General features: G+C 71.7%; 13 protein-coding genes. 6 read left to right on the top strand and 7 right to left on the bottom strand.

Features of this window, described 5'->3' with window-relative positions; genetic code table 11:
- Position 1: 1 nt before the first annotated feature.
- The 4 genes from egtB to AC0HI0_RS04125 all read right to left on the bottom strand — a co-directional run bounded on the left by egtB (position 2) and on the right by AC0HI0_RS04125 (position 6,685).
- The gene (gene egtB, locus AC0HI0_RS04140) at positions 2–1,333 is read right to left on the bottom strand and encodes an ergothioneine biosynthesis protein EgtB (protein WP_480930898.1); all 1,332 of its coding nucleotides are present in this window, start codon (positions 1,331–1,333) and stop codon (positions 2–4) included.
- The gene (locus AC0HI0_RS04135; protein ID WP_480930897.1) at positions 1,330–2,589 is read right to left on the bottom strand and encodes a glutamate-cysteine ligase family protein; all 1,260 of its coding nucleotides are present in this window, start codon (positions 2,587–2,589) and stop codon (positions 1,330–1,332) included. Before AC0HI0_RS04135 ends, egtB begins: the two co-directional genes overlap by 4 nt.
- Positions 2,590–2,877: 288 nt before the next feature.
- Positions 2,878–5,967, bottom strand: coding sequence for a PQQ-dependent sugar dehydrogenase (locus AC0HI0_RS04130; protein WP_480930896.1), 3,090 nt, complete (start codon positions 5,965–5,967; stop codon positions 2,878–2,880).
- A gap of 115 nt (positions 5,968–6,082) precedes the next feature.
- On the bottom strand, positions 6,083–6,685 hold the full coding sequence (locus tag AC0HI0_RS04125) for a DUF5753 domain-containing protein (protein ID WP_480930895.1): 603 nt from the start codon (positions 6,683–6,685) through the stop codon (positions 6,083–6,085).
- A 127-nt stretch (positions 6,686–6,812) separates the two neighbouring features.
- On the opposite strand from AC0HI0_RS04125, the gene AC0HI0_RS04120 reads away from it, so the two are divergent.
- A complete protein-coding gene (locus AC0HI0_RS04120) occupies positions 6,813–7,403 on the top strand; it encodes a TetR/AcrR family transcriptional regulator (RefSeq protein ID WP_480930894.1) in 591 nt (196 codons plus the stop codon).
- Positions 7,404–7,533: 130 nt separating this feature from the next.
- Positions 7,534–8,046 carry an acyl-CoA thioesterase gene (locus tag AC0HI0_RS04115; RefSeq protein WP_480930893.1) on the top strand — a complete coding sequence of 171 codons (513 nt, stop codon included), beginning with the start codon at positions 7,534–7,536 and terminating at the stop codon, positions 8,044–8,046.
- Positions 8,047–8,206: 160 nt separating this feature from the next.
- Here the strand turns inward: AC0HI0_RS04115 and AC0HI0_RS04110 are convergent, their stop codons facing one another.
- Positions 8,207–9,331 carry a TetR/AcrR family transcriptional regulator gene (locus AC0HI0_RS04110; protein WP_480930892.1) on the bottom strand — a complete coding sequence of 375 codons (1,125 nt, stop codon included), beginning with the start codon at positions 9,329–9,331 and terminating at the stop codon, positions 8,207–8,209.
- 127 nt (positions 9,332–9,458) lie between these two features.
- On the opposite strand from AC0HI0_RS04110, the gene AC0HI0_RS04105 reads away from it, so the two are divergent.
- Together AC0HI0_RS04105 and AC0HI0_RS04100 are read left to right on the top strand one after the other, a co-directional pair.
- Positions 9,459–10,613: a cytochrome P450 family protein gene (locus tag AC0HI0_RS04105; RefSeq protein ID WP_480930891.1), complete on the top strand. Its 1,155-nt coding sequence runs from the start codon at positions 9,459–9,461 to the stop codon at positions 10,611–10,613.
- A 173-nt stretch (positions 10,614–10,786) separates the two neighbouring features.
- Positions 10,787–12,082, top strand: a complete 1,296-nt coding sequence (locus AC0HI0_RS04100) for a cytochrome P450 (protein ID WP_480930890.1) — start codon at positions 10,787–10,789, stop codon at positions 12,080–12,082.
- Between the two features lie 217 nt (positions 12,083–12,299).
- On the opposite strand, the gene AC0HI0_RS04095 is transcribed toward AC0HI0_RS04100, so the two are convergent.
- The gene (locus tag AC0HI0_RS04095; RefSeq protein WP_480930889.1) at positions 12,300–13,775 is read right to left on the bottom strand and encodes a peptide MFS transporter; all 1,476 of its coding nucleotides are present in this window, start codon (positions 13,773–13,775) and stop codon (positions 12,300–12,302) included.
- A 179-nt stretch (positions 13,776–13,954) separates the two neighbouring features.
- On the opposite strand from AC0HI0_RS04095, the gene AC0HI0_RS04090 reads away from it, so the two are divergent.
- A complete protein-coding gene (locus AC0HI0_RS04090; protein ID WP_480930888.1) occupies positions 13,955–14,488 on the top strand; it encodes a TIGR03086 family metal-binding protein in 534 nt (177 codons plus the stop codon).
- A gap of 282 nt (positions 14,489–14,770) precedes the next feature.
- Positions 14,771–15,169: a hypothetical protein gene (locus tag AC0HI0_RS04085; protein WP_480930887.1), complete on the top strand. Its 399-nt coding sequence runs from the start codon at positions 14,771–14,773 to the stop codon at positions 15,167–15,169.
- A 558-nt stretch (positions 15,170–15,727) separates the two neighbouring features.
- Here AC0HI0_RS04085 and AC0HI0_RS04080 read toward each other — a convergent pair.
- The gene (locus AC0HI0_RS04080; RefSeq protein ID WP_480930886.1) at positions 15,728–16,249 is read right to left on the bottom strand and encodes a DUF4262 domain-containing protein; all 522 of its coding nucleotides are present in this window, start codon (positions 16,247–16,249) and stop codon (positions 15,728–15,730) included.
- Between the last annotated feature and the right edge of the window lie 36 nt (positions 16,250–16,285).

The raw sequence follows: 16,285 nt of genomic DNA, 5'->3' as shown, positions 1-16,285 counted from the left end.
GTCAGCCCAGTTCGTCCGGCGCCGCGTCGCGCGCGCAGCGGAACCCGGCGAAGATCTGCCGCCGGATCGGGTAGTCCCAGTTGCGGAACGTCGAGCGCACCGCGGCCTGGTCGCTGCCGAACGAGCCGCCGCGCAGCACCTTGTAGTCCGGTCCGAAGAAGACCTGCGAGTACTCGGCGTACGGGAACACCTCGAACCCGCCGTAGGGGTGGAAGTCGGAGCTGGTCCACTCCCACACGTCGCCGATCAGCTGGTGCACGCCCAGCGGCGACGCGCCCGCCGGGTACGCGCCGACCGGTGCCGGCGACAGGTGCCGCTGGCCCAGGTTGGCGTGCGCCTCGGTGGGTTCGTCATCGCCCCACGGGTAGCGCCGGGACCGGCCGCTCGCCGGGTCGAAGCGGGCCGCCTTCTCCCACTCCACCTCGGTCGGCAGCCGGCGGCCCGCCCACTTCGCGTACGCCTCGGCCTCGTGGTAGCAGACGTGCACGACGGGCTGGTCCGGGTCGAGCGGCGCGGTGACGCCGAACGCGGTCCGCAACCACTGCCCGCCCTGCCGCTCCCAGAACCGGGGGGCGACCAGGGGCGCCTGCCGCACGTGGGCCCAGCCCGCCTCGGACCACCACCGCTCGTCGCGGTAGCCGCCGTCCTCCACGAACTCCTCGTACGCGCCGTTGGTGACCGGCGCGGTGTCGATGAAGAACGGCGCGGTGCGCGCCTGGTGCGCGGGGCGCTCGTTGTCCAGCGCCCACGCCTCGGTCGACGTGCCCATCGTGAACGGACCGCCGGGCACCAGCACCTCGGCGGGCCCGACCGGTCCACCGCGCGGCGGCGCGGGGGCGTCCAGCACGGGCGGGCCGACGCGGAGCTGGTGGGTGGCCAGCATGGTCTCGTCGTGCTGCTGCTCGTGCTGCACGATCATGCCGAACGCGAACCCGCCGTCGAGCAGCCTGCGGCCCTCCAGCGGACTGGTCTCCAGCACGTCGAACACCTTGTCCCGCACCTCGCCCACGTACCGGCGGGCCTCGGCGGGACCGAGCAGCGGCAGTTCCGGCCGCGCGGAGCGCGCGTGCTTGAACGCGTCGTACAGCTCGTCGATGTCCTGGCGCACCGGCTCTCGCCCGCCGACGTCGCGGACCAGCCAGAGTTCCTCCTGGTTGCCGATGTGGGCGAGGTCCCACACCAGCGGGGACATCAGCTTGGAGTGCTGGCGCACCAGGTCGTGGTCGTCCACGGCGTCGGTGAGCACCTTGCTGCGCTGCCGCGCGCGGACGAGCTGCGCGGCGACGTGGTCCCGGATGCGTTCGACACCGGTGTTTTCGTCGATGCTGGTCATGAACGGCCCCCTCCGGCATTCTCAGCGGTCTTCTCGGCGAGCGTGCGGTGCAGGTCCTCCGCGATCGCGTCGGTCTGCCCGACCGACAGGTCGGTGTTGCGCAGCGCCCCGCAGCCCAGGGCGACCACGTCGCGCGCCGCGCGGGCGAGCACCGGGTCGGACAGGCCGTAGCGCGCGGCGGCGAGCCAGCGGCCGGCCGCCGGCCCGGTGGCCGCCAGCGCCGCGTCCACCACGGACCGGGAGCTGAACAGGGCGGCCATCAGCACGACGGGCGGCAGCCAGGCCCCGTCCGGCGGTGTGTCGAGGTACCGGACCTCCACGTACCCGCGCGGGCGCACCGGCGGGAACTGGAGCGACATGTGGTAGTCCAGGTCGTCGGCCGTCGGCCGCGCCTCCAACGCCCCGTCGATCCACTCGGCGAAGGTCAGGGGGCGTGGCGGGAGCCAGCTGTTGCCCGGTCTTCGGACCACGATCACCGGGGCGTCCACCACCCGCCGCGCCCACGCCGCCGCCGGGTCCGCGCACACCGCGGCGGGCCGCGTGCGCACGGGGTCGGTGGCGTAGAGGGAGCGCATCCGGGCGCTGGCCCAGTCGGTGCGCCGGCCGCCGACGCCGGGCGAGTTCGCGAACAGCGCGTTGAGCACGGGACCCAGCGCGTGCACGGCGGCCCACCGGGCGGGCAGGTCGGCCTCGTGGCCGAAGTCCAGGCACACCTGGAGTCCGGCGGTGCTGCACATCATCGTGATGCCCTCGGGCCCGAGGGGGGCGAAGGCGTGCTCCATGGCGGCGTAGCGGGGCACCTGGAGCATGCGGCGAGGGGGGCGGTACGGGTCGGCGCCGCGGTGACCGAGGACCAGGCCCGCGGGTTCCAGCAGGCCGGTGAGGTGGTCGATGTCCGCGGCGACGGTCTTGAGCAGCTCGGTGAGCGAGCCGCTCGGCGGGGTGGAGATCTCGACCTGGCCGCCCGGCTCGACGGTGAGCGGCGTGCCGCCGGGCAGCGGGTGCTGCGGGCTGTCCGGGACGAGGGTCGGTGGCGCGTGCTTGCCCAGGGCCGCGGCGAGCGCGCTCGCGTCGAGCGGTTTCGCCGGGTCTTCGCGGTAGTGGACGGTCCATTCCAGTTCGACGCCCAGCAGCCGCGGAGGCCCGTGCTTGAAACACACCGAGGCGACGTACGCCTCGGCTTCGGCACGGTCTCGGAATACCGCCGGGGTCGGCCCCGGTGCCGGAGCGTTGCGTAATGCAGTCAATTTGCACACTCCCCGTGATCATCCTTGGGTCCATTCGACGCTACACGGGGGGACCGACAGTCGCACGCCTACGAAACCCTTACGGATCAACGACATGTTGTCGTCACCGCAGGTCGGCGGGATCGTTCCGGACACACCGGACGACCGTGACCCGAGGTTGGCCCGATCGATAATCTACCGACAGTAAGTTACCGACGGGTCGGCGCGCCGGGGCGGTGCGCGCCGCAGGCCGGGACCGCACGACGGCGGGAGTGCGGCGGTGTCCCCGGGGGACGGCCGCACTCCCGCCGGTTCGGATCAGGCCGAAGCGTTGGAACGGCCGCGCAGCACGGTGTTGGCGGTGCTCGCGTTCTTGATCGCGCTCTCGACCTGGGCCATCGTCGAGGACGACGACAACCCCGGCACGGTCGCCGTGTTCAAGGCGTACAACGTGAAGGTGTACGGGTTGGTCGACCCGCCCGGGCACGGCCCGAAGTACTTCTGCGCGTTCGCGCCGCTGCCCATGGCCTTCTGCTTCGCGCCACCCTGCCCCGGCACCGCGAAACCCGCGCCCAGGTTCTCCGGCAACGACCTCGCCGACGCCGGGATGTCCCAGATCGCCCAGTGCAGCTTGTTCCCGTTGCCCGCCCGGTCGGCGAACACCACCGCGTAGGACTTCGCGCCGGCCGCCGGCGTCCACGCCAACGGTGGCGACGGGTCCTGGCCGGCCGTCCCGTCACCGGCGCAGGTGTGCTTGGCCGGGATCATCGCGTTGTCGGCGAAGGCTTTGCTGGTCAACGAGAACCCTCCCGCGTAGACCACGTCGACGTGCAGCACCCGGTCGTTGTTCGTGGTGCCGTCCTTGTCGGTCGACGTGGTCAGCCAGATGTCGCCGTCGCGGTCCACCTCGACCGTGCGCAGCCGGTCGTAGGTGCCCTGGAAGTACACCTGCTGGTCCACCAGGTTCGCCGACGCGTCGATCCGCATCCGGTAGATCCGCCGGCCCACCGTCGTGGCGACGAACACGTGGTCGTTCACCACCGTCAGCCCGCTGGGCGAGGCGGCCGAGGTCGACCAGGTCTTCTTCGGCGCGATGGTGCCCGCGCACCCGCTCCCGGTGGTGCCCTCGCAGTCCGGCCAGCCGAAGTTGCCCGCCTTCTGGATCAGGTTCACCTCGTCGGTCGTGGAGTCGCCGAACTCCGACGCCCACAGCCGGCCCTGCGAGTCGAAGTCCAGGCCCTGCACGTTGCGGTGGCCGAAGCTCCAGACCGCCTTGCCGGGGTACGGGTTGTCCGCCGGGATCGAGCCGTCCGGGTTGAGCCGGAGGATCTTGCCCGCGTTGGTGTTCAGGTTCTGCGCGTTGGCCTTGTTCTGCGCGTCGCCGGTGGAGACGAACAGGTGCTTGCCGTCCGGGCTGAACCGGAGCCGGCCGCCGTTGTGGTACCGGCTCTTGGGCACGCCGGACAGCAACGTCGTCCAGCCGCCCAGGGTGCTGCCGGTGAGCTTGGCGCGCACGAGCTGGTTGCCCGCCGAGGCGGTGTGGTAGACGAACACGTACCCGTCGGTGGCGAACGACGGCGACACCTCGATGCCGAGCACCCCGCCCTCGCCGTTGGTGCTCTGCGCGCCGGGCACCTTGCCCAGGTTGGTGCGCGTGCCGGACTCGGAGAGCCGGTAGACGGTGAAGGTGTCACGCTCGGTGACCAGCGCCGACCCGTCCGGCAGGAACGCCAGCCCCCACGGCACGTCGGTGCCGCCGAGGATCGTGGTGACCTCGCCGGGTTCGGGCACGCCCGCCGGGCCCGAACCGCCGGGCGTCGCGGTGATCTCGTTGCTGAACGGCGAGAGGTTGCCCGCCGCGTCGTGCGCGCGGACGGTGAACTCGTAGGCGGTGCCCGAGGTCAGGCCGCCGACCGTGGTGGACGGGCCGTCCGAGGTGCCGACCTGCGCACCGTCGCGGAACACCTGGTAGCCGGTGACCCCGACGTTGTCGGTGGACGCCGTCCACGCGAGGTCGACCGCCGTCGCGGTCCGCCCGGTGGAACGCAGGTCGGCCGGGGCGCTGGGCGCTTCCCCGTCCGGCGGGGCCTTGTCGGTGCGGACGAGGACGTTGTTGCTCGCCGGGGAGACGTTCGGCGCGGCGTCGCGGGCGAACACCGTCCAGTCGTACTCGGTGTCCGGGACGAGACCGCCGACCGTCGTGGCGAGGGTCGTGCCGGGCACGCTCCCCATGAGCCCGCCGTGCTGGTAGACGTCGTAGCCGACCACGCCGACGTTGTCGGTCGCGGCGTCCCAGGCCAGGGAGACGCTGGTGGCCGTCTTCCCGGTGGAACGCAGGTTCGGCGGCGGGGCCGGCGGCTCGGTGTCGGCCGGGCCGGTGGCCGCGACGGTCAGCCGGTCCGCGTTGGGGCCGCCGTTCCCGGTGGTGGCGGTGGCGCGGATCTTGTTCCGGCCCGCCTTGAGGGTGGCGGTGACGGTGACCTCGCGCCACGTCGTCCACGCGCCCGTGCCGGGGAACGCGGCCGAGGTCGCCTGGCCGCCGTCGACGGTGACCGAGAGCGGGCGGTCGACGTCGGTTCCGTTGGCGTAGCGGAAGGTCAGCGCGTGCGGGCCGGCCCGGTCGGCGGTCACGGTGTACTCGACGTGGCTGCCCACGACGTTGTCGTAGTCGACGAACCCGGTGCCGGTGAAGCCGGCGTGGTTGGACTCCACCTCGGCCTGGTGCAGCGCGGCCGACTCGGCCTGGTGGTCGACGGCGGCCCGCTCCAGCTCCACGTGGTCGAGGTTCGGGCCGCCGGCCCCGGTCGAGGAGGTGAGCCGCACGCGGTTCGGGCCGGCGTCGAGCGCGACCGGGGCGGTGATCGACTGCCAGGTGGTCCACGCGCCCGTCGCGGCGAACGGGCGGTCGCCGGCGGCCGTGCCGTTGACCGCGAGGGTCATCGGGCGGTCGGCGGCGGTGCCGTTGGCGTAGCGCAGGGTCAGCGTCGCGGGGCCCGCGCGGTCGGCGGTGACGGTGAACTCGGCGTAGCCGCCCACCAGGTTGTCGAAGTCCACGAAGCCGGTGCCCGAGTAGCCGGTGTGGCCGGTCCCGGTCTTCGCCTGGTCCAGCACGGCCGACTCGGCTTCGTACCGGACGGCGGTGACACCGGCACCCCGATCGACCCGCACGCCCTCGGGCGTGGCAGCGGATTCGGCGTGCCCGGTCGTGTGGTTGCTTTGCGCGGTGGCATGGTCGTTGTGCGCGGTGGCGTAGTTGCTTTGCGCGGCAGAGTGATCGTTTTGCGCGGTGGCGTGGTTGCTTTGCGCTGCGGAGTGGTTGCCCTGCGCGGCAAAGGCCGTATCTGGTGCGGAGAGCAGGGCGAACGCGGTTGCGGCCGCGAGCGCGGCGGACAGGGATCTCGGTGCCACGGGGTGCCTCCCACGTCGTCAGGGGTCACACGGGCGGCGGGGGTGCAGCATTAGAAAGGAAACTTTCCTAACTGTTTGGATCACACCACCGCTCCCGACGACTGTCAAGGCCGCCTCAACCCAGGTTCGACTCCCGGACCAGGCCCTCCGCGGCGTGGACGAACGCCCGTCGCGACTCCTCCGGCTCCAACGCGCACTCCCGCAGCACGTCCGCCGCCGCCTGGTAGCGCGCCACCACGTCGTGCCGCTCGAACAGCGACTCCACGTGCACCGCCGGGCCGCCCACCGCGAACCCGAGCAGGGTGAACGAGTGCCGCAACTCCGGCCGCGCGCCGGCCGTGAACGGCACCAGCCGGGCGTTCGAGGCCGCGAGCGCGTGCAGCTGCTCGGCCAGCACCGCCGGGTCGCCCGCCCACGCGTGCAGGGCGGTCTCGTGGACGAAGAACTCGCACGCGGGCGGCAGGTGCCGGCGCAGCACCTCGCGCCGCTCCGGGTCCGTGCCCTGGACCAGCGCGTACGCCGGTGTCTGGAGCAGCGCCGGCACGGCCAACGTGTCGAACGCCACGATCGCGGTCGCCCGGCGCTCGGCCGCGCGCAGCGCGTCCGGACCGTCCGGGTCGACGTGGTCGTAGTGCGCGAGCCGAACCAGGTCGATCAGGTCGATGCCCCGCCGCACGTCGCCCACCTGCGGGAGCAGGCCCAGCCGGATGTCCTTCACGGTGCGCCACCGTAGTTCGCCGGTCCGCCCGGTTCGAGCCGGCGGACCCAAGATCACTCCAAAGTGGAATCCATCAATCCGTACGTACTGATTGGATTTCCGGGGCCCCGACTGGCAACATCGACAGGTGCCCAGGGTCAGCCAGGACCACCTCGATGCCCGCCGCCGCCAGATCCTGGACGGCGCCCGCGCGTGTTTCGCACGTTACGGCTACGAGGGTGCCACCGTACGCCGTTTGGAAGAAGCCACCGGACTGTCCCGGGGAGCGATCTTCCACCACTTCCGCGACAAGGAGTCGTTGTTCCTCGCACTCGCCGAGGACGACGCGCTCCGGATGGCCGACGTCGTCGCCCAGCAGGGTCTCGTGCAGGTGATGCGCGACCTGCTGGCCACCCCCGAGCCGGACGCCGAGCACCCCGCCGACTGGCTGGGCACCCGGCTGGAGGTGTCGCGGCGGCTGCGCACCGACCCCGAGTTCCGCAGCCGGTGGGCCGAGCGGTCCCGACAGCTCACCGACGCCACCCGGCAGCGGCTGCTGCGCCAGCGCGACGCCGGGAACCTGCGCGACGACGTCGACGTGGACGTGCTCACGTCGTTCCTGGAACTGGTGCTGGAGGGGCTGGTGTCGCACCTGGCGATGGGCCTGCCGGCCGACGACCTGGAGCCCGTGCTGGACCTGGTCGAGGAGTCGGTCCGCCGGCACCGCCGCACCGCCTGACGAGCCGCCGGCCGGCCGACCCCGTCGATGATCTTGCTGGTGACGGCGGTGCGGCCGGTCACGCAGGCACTCGGGTCGGTCACGGCGAGTCAGTCGAATCCCGGTCGGGTGACCCCATAGGATCACCGACATGGCTGACCCGCGACCTGCCCACGTGCACCGGGTGCGGGTGCGCCCGGTCGACTGCGACCGCCAGGGGATCGTGCACGCGTCCCGGTACCCGGTGTTCTTCGAAGCCGCGATGGTGGAGACGCTGCGCTCGCTGCTCGGCTCGTACAAGGAGCTGGAGAAGCACGGCGTCGACTTCGTGATGGCGGAGACGTCGATCCGGTACCTGAGCCCGGCGCGGTTCGACGACCTGATCCGGATCAACGTCCGGGTGCGCACGCTCGGCACCACGACGTTGACGATGGGGTTCGACGCGGACGTGGACGGCACGCCGGTCGCGACGGGCTGGAACCGGTACGTGTCGTTCGGGACGCCGGAACTGCGCAGCACGCCGATCCCCGAGGACTTCCGCCGCCTGTTCGAGCCACCACGCCGCCCGGCCGAGTCGACGTCCCGCACGGTGCCGGCGTCCCGCACAGTGCCGGCGAGCCGCACGCCGTCCCGCACCTCTACCCCGACCCGCGCCACCCGCTGACGCAGTACGTGTCGCGCTGGATTCGCTTACCGCAACACGTGTTGCGATAAGTGGGCAAGGGGTGGGGCTTGTCGCAACACGTGTCGCGATAAGCAGGTGGACGTTGCGGCTTGTCGCAACACGTGTTGCGTTAACCCGACTTAACGCAACACGAGTTGCCTCACGGTCGGGAGGCGGCCACGGCGTGACAGGCGGCGAAGCCGTCGGCGCGGCGGAGGATCCGATTGTCGCGCACCCGGAACGCGGTTTCGGTCTCGTCGCTGACCGCCGGTACGCCGAGGGACTTCGCGAACGAGCCGGACTCGTCGCACACCACCCGGACGTCCGGCCACGCCTCGGCCGGGAACGCCTGCCGCAGCGGGCCGCAGACCTGGGCCACGGCGAGCCGGGCGAGCGGTCCGAGTTCGTGGGGTGCGCTGGTCGCGAGCACGACCGTGGTCGGTTCGCCGCGCCGCACCGACTCCTCGGCCGCGGCCAGCCGGTTCAGGCCCAGCACCGCGATCACGCCGTCGCGGCGCGGGAGCGGCTCGCCGCGCACGAGGTCGGTGGCGGGCGGCGGGGTCCACGGCTCCTCGACCGGGCGGACCGGCGGGCCGGCGGGCGGGGTCGACCACCAGTCGTCCAGGTCCAGGCCGGCCAGGTGCTCGCACGCCACGACCACGTCGTAAGGCTGGAGGAAACCGGGCGCGGTGGCGGCCAGCTGGTTCGCGCCGTGCAGGGCACCCAGCACGATCTCGGCCTGGCGGGCGCGGCGCGCGGGCACGCCGCCGGGGCCGGGGCCGGTGGGGCGCAGGCGTTCCAGGGCGAGGCTGAGCAGCAGCGCGTCGAGCTTGAGCAGTTGGGTGTAGGGGTGGCGGACGTCCTCGGCGAGCAGCTCCGGCCCGAGGTCGCGGCCCAGCCGGTCGTCGGCGAGGGGGCGCACCCACGCCAGCGCGAACGCGCCCAGCGCCGCGCCGAGCCCGACCCGGGTGTGCACTGACGGGTGACCGCCGGAAGTCCCGGCCGACGCGCGGTGCGCGAAGGCACCGCCGTCCGGGCCGGGGTCGGCGTAGGAGCCCGGGCCGGGCGGGAAGGCGTGTTCGGCGGCGTCGGCCAGGACGGCGAAGTACAGCGCGCGCTTGCCGGGGAAGTTCGAGTAGACCGCTCCCCTGGTCAAGCCGACCCGCTCGGCGATCGCGTCGACCTTGGCGTCCCGGAACCCGCGTTCGGCGAACTCCTCACGGGCCGCGGCGAGCACTTTCGCCCGGTTGCGCTCCTGGGTCTCCGCCCTGCTCACGCGGGCCATCGGTGGACCTCCCCGCCGCTGCTGCCTGGTGCCGACGAGTGCACGCGCCTTGCCGCTTCGCCGTGATCCACGATAACGTCCGCACTCAGATGATGAGAACATCTGATGTGAACATCTGGAGTGTCCGATGACTGTTCCCGAGATCGACCCCACCGATCCCGCCGTCCTGTTCGACCCGTTCACGGCCTACGGCGAGGCCCGCGAGAAGGGCCGGCTCGCCCGGCTCCGCGTGCCCGGCCTGGGCTCGCCGTGGGTGGCCACCCGGCACGAGGACGTGCGGGCGGTGCTCGGCGACCCGAGGTTCGAGCTCAACGCGGGTTCGTTCCTGCGCCCGCCCGGGATCCCCGAGCACTGCCTGCCCTACCTGCGCACGATGAGCGAGGTGGAGGGCCCCGAGCACACCCGGCTGCGCCGGCTCGCCGCGCCCGCGTTCACCGCCCGGCGCGCCGAGGAGTTCCGGCCGAGGATGCGGCGGGCCGCAGACGCCCTGCTGGACGCGCTGCCCGGCGGCGAGGTCGACCTGCTGGCCGAGTTCGCCCGGCCGCTGCCGATGGACGTGATCTGCGAACTGGTCGGCGTCCCGGACGGCGACCGTCCACAGTGGAGGGAGTGGGGCGCGGCGGTGGCGGGCGGGTACGGGCCGGCGTTCCTGGACGCCATCCCGCAGGTCGTCGCGGGCGCGCAGGCCGTCGTGGCGCGGTGCGCCGCCGAACCCGGCGACGATCTCGTCTCCACGTTGCTGGACACCCCCGAGCGGTTCACCGAGGCCGAGTTGGTGACGCTGGTGTGGCACCTGGTGCTGGCCGGCCAGACGCCGACCAACCTGATCGCGAACTCGGTGGAAACCCTGCTCACGCATCCCGAGCAGCTGGCCGTGCTGCGCGCCGACCTGTCGCTGGTGCCGCGCGCGGTCGAGGAGCTGACCCGGTGGAGCACGCCGCAGCTGCTCGCCGCGCCGAGGTACGCGACCGAGGACGTGGCGTTCGGCGACGTCGTGGTCCGGGAGGGCGAGGCGGTGATCGCGGCTTTGGTGGCGGCGAACCGCGACCCGCGCGTGTTCACCGAGCCGGACCGGTTGGACTTGACGCGGACCGGGGGCGGGCACGTGGCCTACTCGTTCGGGCCGCACTTCTGCCTGGGGGCGGGTTTCGCGCGGGCGCAGACGGAGGAGGCGCTGACCGCGCTGCTGAGCCGGTTCCCCGATTTGGCGCTCGCGGGCGAGCTGGAGCACTCGCCGGATCCCGGCACGTGGCGGCTCGTCTCGTTGCCGGTTCGGCTCTGACGTTCGGGTGGATGTGCGGAGCCGGGGTTAGGGGTTCGGGGTGAGTGGGTCGAGGGGTGAGTGGGTCGAGGGGTGAGTGGGTCGAGGGGTGAGTGGGTCGAGGGGTGAGTGGGTCGAGGGGGTCGGAAAGGCGCGGCCTTGAGACTTTTCGGTCGCGAAGGCAACGTGGGGGCATGCCGTCTGTGGTGAAGAACGCTGCGTTGCTGTTCCTCGGTCGCACGATCGTCCGCGGCCAAGCGCTGCTCGGCGATCCGGCGGCGCGACTGTTCGGGATGAGCCCGGCGAAGGATCCGTATCCCGTGTACGAATCCGTCCGGGAACGCGGCCCGGTGGTGAAGAGCAAAATGGGTTTGTACCTCACCGCATCGCACGAGCTGTGCGACTCGCTGCTCCGAGATCCCGGTTTCGGCCCGCTGCCGGCGGGCGAGTTGTCGCCGGTCGACTCGGTGTCCTACATCGGGACGCGCCGACTGGTGAACCCGGTCGAGGAATCGTTCCTGGTGCTCAGCCCGCCGGACCACACCCGGCTGCGGCGGCTGGTGTCCCCGTGGTTCACGCCGCGCGGGTTGCGCGACCAGGTGACGACGGTGGAGCGGGTGGTCGAGGAGTACCTGGACGAGGTGGCCGGGCGGCCGACGTTCGACCTGGTCCGCGATTTCGCCGCGCGGGTCCCGATCCAGGTGATCGCGGACCTGCTGGGCGTGCCCGACGCGGACCACGCGGCGTTCGCCCGCTGGGGCGGTGCGCTGGTCAACGCGCTGGACGGGGTCCGGGACCTGAAGGAACTGCGGGCGCTGCAAGAGGGTCTGCGCGAGTTCGAGGCGTTCCTGGACGACCTGGTCGAGCACCGCCGCCGGCACCCCGGCGACGACGTGGTGAGCCGGCTGGTCGCGAATGACGACCTGGCCCGCGAGGACTTGATCGCGACCACGGAACTGCTGCTGGTGGCCGGGTTCGAGACGACCGTGAACCTGATCGGCAACTCGGTGCTGGCGGTGCTCGCCCACCCCGAAGTGCGCGAACGCCTGCTGGAGGAGCGGGAGTACGCGGAGGCGGTCGTCGAGGAGGTGCTGAGGTTCGACCCGCCCGTGCAGTACACGGTCCGCGCGCCGTTCAAGACCACGCAGGTCGCCGGCACGTGGGTCCCGAAGGGCACGCCGATCATGTTGCTGCTCGCCGGGGCGAACCGCGATCCCTCGGTGTTCACCGATCCGCACCGGTTCCGACCGGGACGTCCGGATGGTCGTGAACACCTGGCTTTCTCCGCCGGGATCCACTACTGCCTGGGCGCGAACCTGGCCCGGATGGAAGGGGCGGCGGCACTGCGCGGGCTGTTCCGGCGGTTCCCGGATCTGCGCGCGGCGGGACGGATCCGCCGCCGTCCGTCACGGGTGATCCGGGGGCCGGAGCGGTTCCCGGTCGGCACCGGCACGACAAAACACCGCCCGATCGTGGAAATCATCAGCTGAACCACAGGAATGTGGTGCATCCTGGAAACCGCGCGGGTCCGACCCGCCGCACCGCCGCCGCGGCGGGTCGCCCGCGCTTCCCTTTTCCGCACCAGTGCGGATTGTCCTTGGTCCGTCGGCCGTAAACCGCGTTCACCCGCCGGGATAAAGCGGACAGAACGTGACTTGCCGACTACTCGAACGCGAAGCGGGGGCGGGCGAGCCACCCCCGCCCGGGTCAGTTGACCCCGTGCATCAGCTTCCGGATGCTGTTGGTGCCCAAGGCGAGCAGCACGCCCAGCGCGATCGCCACGCCGCCCAGCACGCCGAAGTACGCCTGGGCGTTCTCGTCGCTGTAGAACCGGACGACGATCGCGCCGACACCCTGGCCGGCGGCGGACGCGAGGAACCACAGGCCCATCGTCTGCGACGCGAACGCGCGCGGCGCGAGCTTCGTGGTCGCCGACAGGCCCACCGGGGACAGCAGCAGTTCGCCGGAGGTCATCACGGCGTACATGAGGATGATCCACAGGAAGTTCGCGCGCACCGACGGGTCACCGGAGCTGGCGATCATCATCAGCACGTAGGACACGCCGACCAGCAGCAGCGAGACCGCGAACTTGCGCGGGGTCGACGGCTGGCGGTTGCCGAGCTTCACCCACAGCAGGGCGAACAGCGGCGCGAACAGGATGATCATCACCGGGTTGATCGACTGGATGAACGACGGCGGGATCTCCAGGCCGAGGAAGTTGCGGTCCAGCCTGGTGTCCGCGAACGCCGCGATCACCGTCGCGCTCTGCTCGAACAGCAGCCAGAACATGGCCGCCGCGATGAACAGCGGGATGTAGGCGGTCAGCCGCGAGCGCTCCACCTTGGTCGTCTTCGGGCTGCGCATCATCACCACGAAGTAGCCGATGGGCAGCACCACGGACACGACGCTGATCAGGTTGATCACGCCCTCGCCGCCGAGCACCCCGGTCAGCACGAGCACGACGACCACGGCGACGAGCAGCACCGCGATGCCGGCGATCCGGGCCAGCACCCGGACGCGGTCCTCGGCGGGCAGCGGGTTCGGCGGCACCGCGGCCGAGTCGCCCAGGTTGCGCCGGCCGAACCGGTAGGCGACCAGGCCGAGCGCCATGCCCACGGCCGCCGCGCCGAAGCCCAGGTGCCAGTCGACCTTCTCGCCGAGCGTGCCGCACACCAGCGGCGCGATGAAACCGCCGAGGTTGATGCCCATGTAGAAGATCGTGAAACCGGCGTCGCGGCGCGAGTCGTCCGCCGCGTACAGGCCGCCGACGACGGTGGAGATGTTCGGCTTGAGCAGACCGGTGCCCAGCACGATCAGGATCAGGCCCAGGTAGACGCCGGCCACGCCGATCGGCAGGGCCAGCGCGATGTGGCCCAGCATGATGAGGAATCCGCCGTAGAAGACCGACCGCTGCCCGCCCAGCACCCGGTCGGCCAGCCAGCCGCCCGCGACGCCGGACATGTAGACGGCCGAGCCGTAGATGGCGACCAGGGAGAGCGCGAAGCTCTTGTCCAGGCCCAGAGCGCCTTCCGCCGTGGAGCGGTAGAGGTAGTAGGCGAGGATCGCCTTCATGCCGTAGTAGGAGAAGCGCTCCCACAGCTCGGCGAAGAACAGCGTGGACAGTCCTCGGGGGTGTCCGAAGAAGCCCTTCTGCGGGGCGGAAACCGCGCTCGTGGCGCTCAAAGGTTCCTCCTGGTGTCAACGATGTCACCCACGGCGTGCCGGGTCACGTTACGCCGTACGGTCGTACTGGAAGAAATCGACTGGCGGATCGGCGGGCAGGAGCACACGTTCGGGGTGCGGTCCGGGTCAACCTTTGGTGCACTCGTGTGGTGGATCTGATCGAGGCTCACGGACAGGCGATGACGGAGTTCGACTCGCGGGTGCGCCAGGTGCGCCCCGACCAGTGGGGACTGGGCACACCCTGCAAGGAGTGGTCGGTCCACGACCTGGTCAACCACCTGGTGTACGAGCAGCTGTGGGCACCGGAGCTGCTCGCCGGGTGCACGGTCGACCAGGTGGGCGACCGGTTCGACGGCGACCAGCTCGGCGAGGACCCGGTCCGGTCCTGGGTGCTCGCCGCGGCGGCGGCCCGGGAGGCGTGGATCGCGCCGAAGGCGCTGATCCGGCCGGTGCACCTGAGCGTCGGCCGGTCGACGTCGGTGGAGTACGGGTGGCAGATGACGCTGGACCTCGGCGTGCACGCGTGGGACCTGGCGCGGGCCATCGGGGCGGACGAGCGGATCGACCCGGACCTGGCGCGGACGTTGTTGGAGTACGCGCGGGAGCACCTGCCGGAGTTCGCCGGGAGCGGGATCTTCGCGCCGTCGGTACCGGTGGCGGACGACGCGCCGGACCAGGATCGGCTGGTCGCGCTGCTGGGTCGGACACCGTGACGGTGTTGGCCTGGGTGGTGTCATCGGCGTCGTCGGGATGGGGGTGGGTGTCGGCGTCGGTGCTTGCTCGCGGTCGCGGTGCTGGTGAGCGCGGCGCTCTCGGGTCCGGGTGGTGCGCATACCGCTATTGGTGCGCCTGTTCCGGGTGGGGCAAACGTGACGCGCGGGACAGTTGCGGTAGCCGGTGGTGGGGTTGACAGTGCGGTCGCCGGCGGGCCTGCGGCTGAGCAGTTGGTGGCCAAGCTGAGCGGTTGCAGGCAGATTTCCGGCGAGAAGTACCGGATGGGCCAGGGAACCGCCGCGAATGTGCCGGTGTGCGAGAAGACCGGTGTGGTGTGGTGGGAGGCCGATCTGGACGTCGACTGCGACGGCAAGGCCACGACGCGGTGCAACGAGAGCACCGATCTGTCGTTCCAGCCGGAGATGGCGTTCACCGATTCGAAGGGGCAGCCGCTGGTGGTGGACGCGCTGCCGTACGTGGTGGTGCCCAGGCCGAGTTCGCGGTGGGACTACCGGACGGCGCAGGACCTGGGGATCGACCCCGATCCGCGCACCGGTGGGACGGACGGGCCCGTGCACCACCTGTTCTTCAAGGGCTCGAAGGTGTCGCCGATCGAGGACCGGGGCAAGGCCGTGGCCCAGGGGCAGGCGTTGGCCCAGAAGTTCGTGGAGCAGAACTGACGGGTCCGATGTGGCGGACGGGGCCGGCGGCGGTTTCGCGTCGGTGGTGGTGTGGGTCATGGGTGTTGGTGTGGTGGTGGCGGTTGGTGTGGTGGTGGGTGTCGGTGGGCTGGTTCGTGTCGTGGGAGGAGCCCATCGGGAGCCCCTCCCGCGACCTGTACCTTGACGCCGGGCGGGGCTCCCGGCTGCCAAGTTCCGTTGTGCGCGTCCCGCCCCGCGAGTCCCCGGCCTGCGCGGAGCGGGACGTGCTCCCCCCTACCGATGTGCGGAGAACCCCCCGGTCGACCCGCACACCGAATGTGATATCCCCTGGTTGTTGTCCGGTGTCGAGAGGGCACCGTCTGACAACGTTTGCCGGACAACGACGTCGGGCCCCGGCCGCAGGCGTGCGGCGGGGCCCGACGGGTGCGGGACGGACCTGGAGATCGACGTCCGCACCGTGAGGTGGTCTCGTGTCGGCGGCGTGCGGGGACCTGGGTCAGCCTGGCACGGGTGGTTGAACTCGGGGGAACGGGCGAGCCACGTCCGGCCGAGGTTGCGGTGGAGGTCCGGGGCCGTTCAGGGGCCGTTGTGGCCGGGGGTCCAGCTCTCCGGGTGGCCGCTCTCGGTCAGCACCAGCTGCCAGTCGCCGAAGCCGGCGGGCGCGTTCGGGTGCCACGGCCAGTGGCCGTCGGTGGTCGGGATGATCATCTGCACGGCGGCGAAGTCGCCCTTGCCGTAGAGCAGGAAGGCGCTGCCGAAGAACTCCGGGTAGAAGCCCTTGAAGACGCGTTCGAACGTGACCGGGGTCCCGTCGAAGAAGTCGTGGTAGAGCTTGCCGGGGATGAACCGCTCCCCCTGGCTGGCGCGGTTGACGTACATGCGGATCAGCATTTCGGCCATCTCGGGCGGCAGCCCGATCACCACCGCCTCGGCCACGCCGAACCTGCGCCAGGCTCCCACGGAGAACGCGTACTGCGCGCCTTCGGCGTCGGCCGGGACGGTGACGACGGCGTGGCCGTGGCGTTCGGCTTGGTCGAACAGCCAGTCTCGGAGGTTCGCTTCCTGGGGGTTCAAGGCGGGACTCGACACGTCCACCATTGTGCACGCGGTGGAGCGGGTGCCGGAGCGGGTGGC

The sequence above is a fragment of the Saccharothrix sp. NBAS 001 genome, from assembly GCF_056640475.1.
This window is presented reverse-complemented; position numbering and strand designations above follow the sequence as displayed.

What these genes read in the sequence shown, in the direction of transcription:
- AC0HI0_RS04080 (WP_480930886.1), bottom strand. Translation starts at nt 16,249, where the DNA reads ATGGTGGACGTGTCGAGTCCCGCCTTGAACCCCCAGGAAGCGAACCTC.
- AC0HI0_RS04115 (WP_480930893.1), top strand. Translation starts at nt 7,534, where the DNA reads ATGGCTGACCCGCGACCTGCCCACGTGCACCGGGTGCGGGTGCGCCCG.
- AC0HI0_RS04100 (WP_480930890.1), top strand. Translation starts at nt 10,787, where the DNA reads ATGCCGTCTGTGGTGAAGAACGCTGCGTTGCTGTTCCTCGGTCGCACG.
- AC0HI0_RS04085 (WP_480930887.1), top strand. Translation starts at nt 14,771, where the DNA reads ATGGGCCAGGGAACCGCCGCGAATGTGCCGGTGTGCGAGAAGACCGGT.
- AC0HI0_RS04105 (WP_480930891.1), top strand. Translation starts at nt 9,459, where the DNA reads ATGACTGTTCCCGAGATCGACCCCACCGATCCCGCCGTCCTGTTCGAC.
- AC0HI0_RS04110 (WP_480930892.1), bottom strand. Translation starts at nt 9,331, where the DNA reads ATGGCCCGCGTGAGCAGGGCGGAGACCCAGGAGCGCAACCGGGCGAAA.
- egtB (WP_480930898.1), bottom strand. Translation starts at nt 1,333, where the DNA reads ATGACCAGCATCGACGAAAACACCGGTGTCGAACGCATCCGGGACCAC.
- AC0HI0_RS04090 (WP_480930888.1), top strand. Translation starts at nt 13,955, where the DNA reads ATGACGGAGTTCGACTCGCGGGTGCGCCAGGTGCGCCCCGACCAGTGG.